The 5,278-nt window shown below is 71.5% G+C and carries 4 protein-coding genes; all 4 read right to left on the bottom strand.

Annotation, left to right across the window (positions count from 1 at the left end):
* Positions 1-154: 154 nt before the first annotated feature.
* On the bottom strand, positions 155-1,828 hold the full coding sequence (locus Mterra_RS18485; protein ID WP_119316480.1) for a b(o/a)3-type cytochrome-c oxidase subunit 1: 1,674 nt from the start codon (positions 1,826-1,828) through the stop codon (positions 155-157).
* Positions 1,829-1,931: 103 nt separating this feature from the next.
* Entirely contained in the window at positions 1,932-2,414 is a 483-nt protein-coding gene (locus tag Mterra_RS18480; protein ID WP_119316479.1) for a cupredoxin domain-containing protein, read from the bottom strand.
* Positions 2,411-2,530: a cytochrome c oxidase subunit 2A gene (locus tag Mterra_RS22555; RefSeq protein WP_170159737.1), complete on the bottom strand. Its 120-nt coding sequence runs from the start codon at positions 2,528-2,530 to the stop codon at positions 2,411-2,413. Before Mterra_RS22555 ends, Mterra_RS18480 begins: the two co-directional genes overlap by 4 nt.
* Before the next feature lie 160 nt (positions 2,531-2,690).
* The coding region (locus tag Mterra_RS18470) for a PAS domain-containing protein (RefSeq protein ID WP_119316477.1) at positions 2,691-5,278 on the bottom strand (2,588 nt) is incomplete at its 5' end.

The following is a 5,278-nucleotide window of genomic DNA, read 5'->3' as shown; positions in this document are numbered from 1 at the left end:
GGGGCCGAAGCGTACGACGTACGGCGCAGGACACGCGTCTTGCGTTTTGCGTTTTGCATTAGGCCTCTCGCGTACGACGTACGACGCAGGACGTACGACGTAACACCCGCGCCCGGCGTTCGGCCATCCGCTATCGGCTGTCTTTCCTCTACCCTCACCACAGCCGCACCCCCGGCACCGGGTTGAGGTTAGCCAGCATCTCCACCAGCATGGGCCCGTAAGCCACCAGCACCAGCCCCGCCGCCACGGCGAACCACAGCCACACCCGCTCGGCCAGCAGCGCCAGGGGGTTGCCCTCGGGCTTGGAGATGGCCTCGGCGAAGGGGATCTCCTGGTGTTCGGAGAAGTCGCGCCGCCGTTGCAGGGCGGTGGCGAAGATCACGTAGAAGAAAAAGAGGATGCAGGCGAAGAGGATGACCCCCGAGATGGCGTTGAGCACCATCCAGGGGCCCGCCCCGGCGTAGGCCTCGGGCACCTCGGCGATGTAGGAGCGGCGCGGCACCCCGTGGAGAAAGCCCATCCAGTGCAGGGCGAAGGTCATGATGAACATGCCGATGAACCACAGCCACATCGAGGCCCAGGCCAGCCCCGGCCTCACCAGAGGCTTGCCGGTGAGGTGCGGGACGAGCCAGAAGGCCGCGCCCATCGCCCCCATCGCCACCAGCCCGGCGACTTGCATGTGGAAGTGCCCCGAGATCCAGGTGGTGTTGTGCACGCCCTGGTTGAGGGTGAAGCTGGCGTTGACCATGCCGCCCGCCCCGCCGGGGATGAACAGGATGAAGCCCAGCAGGAAGGCCAGCACGCTGGGGTTGTTCCAGGGCAGCGCCGTGACCCAGCCGATCAGGCCCCTGCCGCCCCGCGCCCGCCCGGCGACCTCGAGGCTCGCCGCGATGGTGAAGGCGGTGAGCAGGCTGGGCAGGGCCACCATCATGGTCAGGACGGTGTGGACCCACTTCCAGAAGTCGGGGATGCCGGGGTCGGAGAACTGGTGGTGGAAGCCCACCGGGGTCGAGAAGAGCAGGAAGAGCAGGAACACCACCCGCGCCAGCGGGTCGGAGACCAGCTTCCCCCCGGCCTGGCGCGGCAGGACGGTGTAGGCGATGACGTAGACCGGCAGCAGCCAGAAGTAGACGATGGCGTGCCCGGTGTACCAGAAGAGGGTTCGCGCCAGCAGGGGGTCCACGCCCTCGATCCAGCCGAAGGACCAGGGGATGAGGAAGACCGCCACCTCCACCACCAGGCCCAAGGAGGCCAGGAACCACATCAGCCAGTGGACCACGCTCATGTAGGCGGGGAGCGGGGTGACCCGGCCGGGGTTGGCCCGCTTCCAGCGCAGCCACATCTCGAGCACCAAGGAGCCCGTGACCCAGCTCGAGAGCACGAAGACGGCCGCCCCCACGTAGAAGGCCCAGTGCCCCTTGAGCGGCGGGTAGAAGGTGTAGAGCACGGTGGCCGCGTTGCCCAGCAGCGGGACCGCGGCGACGGCCAGCCCCACGAAGGCCATCCACCACGAGATCCAGGCCCAGGTCATGTTCGGCCGCAGCCCCAGCGAGCGGGCCGGGAGGTACAGCAGCACCGCCTGGGCGAAGAGCTGGGTGAAGACGATGGCGTTGAGCACGCCGTGCAGGGTGAGCCCCTGGTAGTACGACTGCACCAGGGGCCGCAGGAAGGGGTAGAGGTCGATGTTGGCGTAGTTGAGCGCCTGCAGGGGCCCGAACAGCGACCCGACGAGCAGGGCCACGAAGCCCAGCATCAGCAGGTAGAGCGTGACCTTCTTCTCGGGCGCGCCGGCGTAGGCGTCGGGGCGGGAGAGGGTGCGAACGGCCATTGCTTCTCCTTTGGACTTGGTCGAGGGTCGAGGGCTTGGGGTCGAGGGCCGGGAAAGGCTCGCGGCTCGTGGTCGGAGGCTTTCCCCACGGGCGCCCCGACGCTCACTCCTCGACCACGATGCGGCTGAGCATCTTGGCGTGGCCCAGGCCGCAGTACTGGTGGCAGATGATCTTGTAGGTGCCGGGGCGGTCGAAGGTGTACCCCACCTTGGAGACGTAGCCGGGCACCACCTCCACGTTGACGTTGGTGCGCTCGATCATGAAGCCGTGCACCACGTCGGGGCTGGCGACGTAGAAGGTCACCTTGCGCCCCCGCTTCACCCGCATCTCGCCCGGGGCGTAGCCGAAGGCGAAGGCCTGCACGTAGGCCACGTACTCGTTGCCCACCTGCTCGAGGCGCGGGTTGGCGAACTCGCTCCCGGCGCGCACCTCGCCCGCGCGGATCCGGCCCGCCCCGCGCGGGATGGTCTGGCCGTAGTTGAGCGCGGTGTAGGCGATGAGCACCAAAAAGACCAGGATCATCACCAGCACCACCCGCAGCCAGATGGCCTCGTAGCGCTCGAAGGCGTGGTGGGACCCGTTCATGCGCCGCTCCTCGAGAGGTAGCCCAGGAAATGGGCCAGCCAGAACACCACCACGAAGATGAACACCAGGGAGATCACCATCAGGGCGCCCACCGGTCGCTCGTCGTGCACGCTCATCCCCTCCTTCGCCGGGCTCGAGGGCCACGCCCAGGCCGCCCAAACCCCGCACGGCACGCGGGAAGCAGCCAGGGGCCGGCCGCGCCCCGGTCCCATGCAGTGAGCCTAGCAGGGGCTCATCCCGGCGGGCTAACCGTAATTGGTTAGAAACACCCCCTACTTATGGCAGGGCGCCGCCGATGCCCTCCCCCACGGGCAGCCGCACCACGGCGGTGGTGCCCTTGCCCGGCTCGCTCTGTAGCCGGATCTCCCCCCCGTGCTGCTCGACGACCCACTTGGCGATGGAGAGGCCGAGCCCGGTGCCGCCGGAGTCGCGCGAGCGGGAGGGGTCGGCGCGGTAGAAGCGCTCGAAGACGTGGGGCAGGTGCTCGGGGGCGATGCCGACGCCGGTGTCCACCACCCGCAGCTCGGCCCAGCCGCCCGACCGCTCGAGCCCCAGGCGCACCGCACCGCCCGCCGGGGTGTACTTGAGGGCGTTCTCCAGCAGGATCAGGGCGAGCTGCTTGAGCCGGTCGCGGTCGCCCGGCACCGTCAGGGGAGGCAGGGGGCCCAGTTCCAGGCGGTGGCTATTGCTCAGGCTCCTCGCGGTGGCGAAGGCCTCCCGCAGCACCTCGTCGAGGCGAACCGGCCCCAGCCGCAGCCGCAGCCCCGCGTCGCCGCGCGCGAGGGCGAGCATGTCGTTGACCAGGCGCGACAGGCGCTGGGCCTCGCGGGCCGCGTCGGTCAGCGCCTCGGTGTAGTCGGGCTCGCCCATGTCGCGGAAGTGCAGCAGCAGCTCGAGGTTGCCCTGGATGGCGGTGAGGGGGGCGCGCAGCTCGTGGGCGGCGTCGGCCACGAAGCGCTTCTGGGCCTCGGCCAGCCGCCGGTAGCGCTCCTCGCTCTGCCGCAGCGCCTCCTCCGCCCGCTGGCGCTCGGTCACGTCGGTGTTGGTGCCGAACCAGCGGGTCACGCGGCCCGAGGCGTCGCGGAAGGGCATGACCCGGGTGAGGAAGGGGCGGAACACCCCGTCGGCGCCGCGCAGCGGGAAGGTCATGTCGAAGGGCTCGCCGCTTTGCAGCGAGGCCCGCCAGCGCCGCAGCACCTCCGGCAGCAGCCCGGGGTCGTGCACCTTCTGCCAGCCCCAGCCCTCCATCTCCTCGAGCGTGGTGCCGGTGTAGTCGTACCAGCGCTGGTTGTACCAGAAGATGTGGCCGCTGGCGTCGGCCATCCAGGCCAGTTGGGGGATGGTCTCGGCGAGCTGGCGGAAGCGCTCCTCGCTCTCGCGCAGCGCCTCCTCGGCCTGCTTGCGCCCGGTGACGTCCATGTTGACGCCGCTCATGCGCACCACCCGGCCGGCGTCGTCGCGGTAGAAGCGCGAACGGCTGGCGATCCAGCGCACCTGGCCGTCGGGCCGCACGATGCGGTACTCCTCCTCCACGAACTCCTCACCCGCCGCCGCGGCCCGCTCGGCGTTGGCGGCGATGCGCTCGCGGTCGTCGGGGTGGACCAGGCGGAAGAAGTCGTTGACGTGGTGGTGCAGGGTGCCGGGCCCCAGGCCGAACAGCGCCTCCTGCTCGGGCGACCAGCGCTGCTCGCCGGTGAGGGTGTCCCAGTCCCACGCCCCCATGCGCCCCGACTGCAGCGCCAGCCGCAAGCGCTCCTCCGACGCCCGCAGGCCCTCGTACAGCCGGGCCCGCTCGAGGGCCTGCGCCACCAGCCCGCTGAGCGTCAGCAGGAAGTCGCGCTCCTCGCTGTCCCACTCCCGCACGTCGGCGAAGGCGAAGACCAAGCAGCCCAGCACCCGCCCGTCCGCCGCCAGCGGCAGGCTCACCGAGGCCTCGGTGCCCAGGGCGCGGATCTGCGCCTCGAGGTGGGGGTACTGCCGGGCGTAGTCGGCGGCCGAGCCGAACCAGCGCGGCCGCCCGTCGCGGGCGCTGTCGGCCAGGGGCACGCCCGCGACGAGGGGGACCTCGCGGTAGCGCTCGCGCAGCGCCGAGCCCCGCTCGGTCCAGCTCACCGCCCGCAGGGCCTCGCCCTCCAGCAGGTAGAGCCCGCCGTACACCGCCCCCAGCACCCCCGACGCCTCGCGCATCGCCACCTCGCACACCCCGGCCGGCTCGAGCGTGACCGCCAGGGCCTGGGCCAGCCGCCGCAAGACCTCGGCCCGCTGCCGCCCCCGCCGCTCCTGCGCGAAGAGCCGGGCATTAGCCAGCGCCGCCGCGGCCCGGCGGGCGAACTCCTCGCCCAAAGCCACGTCGGCCTCGCCGTAGCGGCGGTGGGGGTCGGAGGAAGCCACGTCGATCACCCCCAGCACCTCCCCGCCCCACACCATCGGCAGGCTCATGCCCGAGCGCAGCTCGAGCCCCTTGAGCACCGCCAGCCGCTCGGGGTCGGCCACCCGCGCCTCGAGCAGGGCGTCGGTGATCACGGGCAGGAGCTGGGGCTTGCCCGTGCGGTAGGCCGCGCCGGTGCCCTGCGGGGCGTCCCGGCGGATGGGGTAGCGCCGCAGCATGCGCTGCACGAGCTCGACCCTGGCCTCGTCGGCGGGGTGGACCACCAGGGGCTCGAGGGTGCCGCCCGAGCCGGGCAGGTAGACCGCGCACCAGTCGCCCAGCACCGGCACCGCCAGCCGGGCCACCTCCGCCAGGGTCTGCCGCGGGTCGCGGGAGAGGCTCAGCCGCTCGCTCGCCGCCGCCAGGAAGCTCAGCCGCTCCTCCTGCACCTTGCGCTCGTGCACGTCGGTGAAGGTGCCCACCCACGCCGCGACCC

Origin of the sequence: Calidithermus terrae, from assembly GCF_003574345.1 — a bacterium.
GTDB lineage: Bacteria > Deinococcota > Deinococci > Deinococcales > Thermaceae > Calidithermus > Calidithermus chliarophilus.
Note: the sequence above shows the minus strand (reverse complement) of the source record. Positions and strands in the feature narration are given on the sequence as shown.